3 protein-coding genes are annotated in these 3,831 nt (G+C 60.2%); all 3 read left to right on the plus strand.

Annotation, left to right across the window (positions count from 1 at the left end; genetic code table 11):
• Nucleotides 1–203: 203 nt before the first annotated feature.
• Nucleotides 204–1,299, plus strand: a protein-coding gene (gene prfB / locus QMX91_RS29610) for a peptide chain release factor 2 (RefSeq protein WP_098967418.1) whose coding sequence is annotated in 2 segments (ribosomal slippage) — nt 204–275 and nt 277–1,299 — 1,095 coding nt in all. Because the reading frame shifts where the segments join, the coding sequence is not laid out codon by codon here.
• Nucleotides 1,300–1,411: 112 nt separating this feature from the next.
• Nucleotides 1,412–2,914 (plus strand): lysine--tRNA ligase, encoded by a 1,503-nt coding sequence (gene lysS / locus QMX91_RS29615; protein ID WP_282413807.1) that lies wholly within the window; start codon nt 1,412–1,414, stop codon nt 2,912–2,914.
• Between the two features lie 105 nt (nt 2,915–3,019).
• On the plus strand, nt 3,020–3,733 hold the full coding sequence (locus tag QMX91_RS29620) for a TetR family transcriptional regulator (protein ID WP_003222051.1): 714 nt from the start codon (nt 3,020–3,022) through the stop codon (nt 3,731–3,733).
• The last annotated feature ends 98 nt before the right edge of the window (nt 3,734–3,831 follow it).

The following is a 3,831-nucleotide window of genomic DNA, read 5'->3' on the forward strand; positions in this document are numbered from 1 at the left end:
GGGCTTGCTCGCGAATGCGGAGTATCAGTCGACATCGATGCTTAATGACACACCGCCTTCGCGAGCAAGCCCGCTCCCACAAGGGATCTGCGTCAGGCCATGTCAAGTGAATCGCCTCAACAGCCGCCAGACGGGCTGCCGTGACAGCCTGATTACGTTATACTCGCCGGCTTTCAAAAGTTCGCCAACGAGTGCTGCCCGTCATGGAAATCAACCCGATCCTGAACACCATCAAGGACCTGTCCGAGCGCTCCGAAACTATTCGGGGGTATCTTTGACTACGATCAAAAGCATGAGCGTCTGACCGAGGTCAATCGCGAGCTTGAAGATCCGAGTGTCTGGAACAAACCTGAATATGCCCAGGAACTGGGCCGCGAGCGCTCGGCGCTGGCGCAGATCGTCGACACCCTCGACGAGCTGAACGCCGGTCTGGCCGATTGCCGCGACCTGCTGGATATGGCCGTCGAAGAAAACGACGAAGGCGCAGTGGGCGATGTCGTCGCCGAGCTGGCCCGTCTCGAGGAAAACCTCGCCAAGCTTGAATTCCGCCGCATGTTCAGCCACGAGATGGACCCGAACAACGCCTACCTGGACATCCAGGCCGGCTCCGGCGGCACCGAGGCCCAGGACTGGGCCAACATCCTGCTGCGCATGTACCTGCGCTGGGCGGACAAACGCGGTTTCGACGCGACCATCATGGAATTGTCGGCCGGTGAAGTCGCCGGTATCAAAGGCGCGACCGTGCACATCAAGGGCGAATACGCCTTTGGCTGGCTGCGTACCGAGATCGGCGTGCATCGCTTGGTGCGCAAGAGCCCGTTCGACTCCGGCAACCGTCGCCACACCTCGTTCTCTGCGGTTTTCGTCTCGCCAGAGATCGACGACAAGGTCGAAATCGAAATCAACCCGGCAGACCTGCGGATCGACACCTATCGTTCCTCCGGTGCCGGTGGTCAGCACGTAAACACCACCGACTCGGCCGTACGTATTACTCACGTACCGACCAACACCGTGGTCAGCTGCCAGAACGAGCGTTCCCAGCACGCCAACAAGGACACCGCCATGAAAATGCTGCGGGCCAAGTTGTACGAGCAGGAAATGCAGAAGCGCAACGCCGCTTCCCAGGCGCTGGAAGACACCAAGTCGGACATCGGCTGGGGTCATCAGATCCGTTCGTACGTGCTCGACGCGTCGCGGATCAAGGACTTGCGCACCAACATTGAACGCAGCGACTGCGACAAGGTGCTCGACGGCGACATCGACGAATACCTGGAAGCCAGCCTGAAGTCGGGGCTGTAAAAGACGCACGCAGGGTCGCTGATGCAACGCGATCCCTGTAGGAGCCAGCCCTGCTGGCGATTCCCGGGCCGCCAGGTCCGGGGGCAACGAACCTGATGGAATATCTGAAGACATGAGCGACCAACAACTCGACCCGCAAGCCCTGCAACAGGAAGAAAACTCCCTGATCGCCCTGCGCAAGGAAAAGCTGGCTGCCGAGCGCGCCAAGGGCAACGCCTTCCCGAACGACTTCCGCCGCGAAAACTACTGCGAAGATCTGCAGAAGAAATACGCGGACAAGACCAAGGAAGAGCTGGCCGAGGCTGCAATCCCGGTCAAGGTTGCCGGTCGCATCATGCTCAACCGTGGCTCGTTCATGGTGATCCAGGACATGACCGGTCGCATCCAGGTCTACGTCAACCGTAAAACCCTGTCCGAAGACACCCTGGCCGCCGTCAAGACCTGGGACATGGGCGACATCATTGCCGCCGAAGGCACCCTGGCGCGTTCCGGCAAGGGCGACCTGTACGTCGAAATGAACAACGTGCGCCTGCTGACCAAGTCGCTGCGCCCGCTGCCGGACAAGCATCACGGCCTGACCGACACCGAACAGCGCTACCGTCAGCGTTACGTCGACCTGATCGTCAACGAAGACGTGCGCCAGACCTTCCGCGTGCGTTCGCAAGTGATCGCGCACATCCGCAGCTTCCTGATGAAGCGCGACTTCCTCGAAGTCGAAACGCCGATGCTGCAGACCATTCCTGGCGGCGCCGCAGCCAAGCCGTTCGAAACCCACCACAATGCGCTGGACATGGAAATGTTCCTGCGTATCGCGCCTGAGCTGTATCTCAAGCGTCTGGTGGTTGGCGGTTTCGAGAAAGTGTTCGAGATCAACCGCAACTTCCGTAACGAAGGCGTTTCGACGCGTCACAACCCTGAATTCACCATGCTGGAGTTCTACCAGGCTTACGCCGACTACGAAGACAACATGGACCTGACCGAAGAACTGTTCCGTGAACTGGCACAGCTGGTGCTGGGCAGCACCGACGTGCCGTACGGCGACAAGGTGTTCCACTTCGGCGAGCCGTTTGCCCGTCTGTCGGTGTTCGACTCGATCCTCAAGTACAACCCTGAGCTGACCGCCGATGACCTGAACGACATCGACAAGGCGCGCGCCATCGCCAAGAAGGCCGGCGCCAAGGTGCTGGGCTTCGAAGGTCTGGGCAAGCTGCAGGTGATGATTTTCGAAGAGCTGGTCGAGCACAAGCTGGAGCAGCCGCACTTCATCACTCAGTACCCGTTCGAAGTGTCGCCGCTGGCCCGTCGTAATGACGAGAACCCGAACGTCACCGACCGTTTCGAGCTGTTCATCGGCGGCCGTGAAATCGCCAACGCCTACTCCGAGTTGAACGACGCGGAAGACCAGGCCGAGCGCTTCATGGCGCAGGTGGCCGACAAGGACGCCGGCGACGACGAAGCCATGCACTACGACGCCGATTTCGTGCGCGCGCTGGAGTACGGCATGCCGCCAACGGCCGGTGAAGGTATCGGCATCGACCGTCTGGTGATGTTGCTGACCAACTCGCCATCGATCCGCGATGTGATCCTGTTCCCCCACATGCGACCGCAAGCGTAAACGTTTCAGTTAAAAAGCCGCCTAAAACAGGCGGCTTTTTATTGCCTGTCTGGTACAAATGTATCAATTGGTTAATTTTGCAATAGCAGAGGAAGTCCAGTCGTGATGGTTGCAATCGCTCAAGAAGGTGCAGCGGGTATCGCCACTGCGGTCGCTGAAAGTGTTCAGTACCAAGGCCGCAAGGCCAGCCGACAGGGCAGTGAGCAGCGTCGACAGGACATTCTCGACGCGGCGATGCGCATTGTCGTGCGTGACGGCGTGCGCGCCGTGCGCCACCGTGCGGTGGCGGCCGAGGCCGGTGTGCCACTGTCGGCCACTACTTATTACTTCAAGGATATCGATGACCTGCTCACCGATACCTTCGCCCAGTACGTTGAACGCAGCGCGGCCTACATGGCCAAGCTGTGGATCAACAACGAAGGCCTGCTGCGCGAGATGGTCGTCAGTGGCGACGGCAGCCCCGAGTCGCGCTCGAAACTGGCGGATGACATCGCGCGGCTGATGGCTGACTACGTGCACCGGCAACTGGTCAACCGCCGCGAGCACCTGATGGCCGAGCAGGCGTTCCGCCAGGAAGCGCTGCTCAACCCGCGGCTGGCGGATCTGGTGCGCTCGCATCAGCAGATTCTGCTGCAAGGCACCTGCCAGTTGTTCCAGGTGCTGGGCTCGCGTGAACCGCAGCAGGATGCCAAGGTGTTGACGGCGATTATCGGACGGATGGAATATCAGGGCCTGCTCAACGACGCCGAGCCTTTGGCCGAACAGGACATGCTCGGGATTCTGACGCGGTACATGCATCTGGTCCTGGCCTCGGTCTGACAGCTGATGGAAATCCCCTGTGGGAGCGGGCTTGCTCGCGAAGGCGGTATCACATTCAACGCTTCAGTTGACTGACCCACCGCCTTCGCGAGCAAGCC

The organism is Pseudomonas sp. PS01299, from assembly GCF_029960145.1.
Classification (GTDB): Bacteria; Pseudomonadota; Gammaproteobacteria; order Pseudomonadales; family Pseudomonadaceae; genus Aquipseudomonas; species Aquipseudomonas putida_A.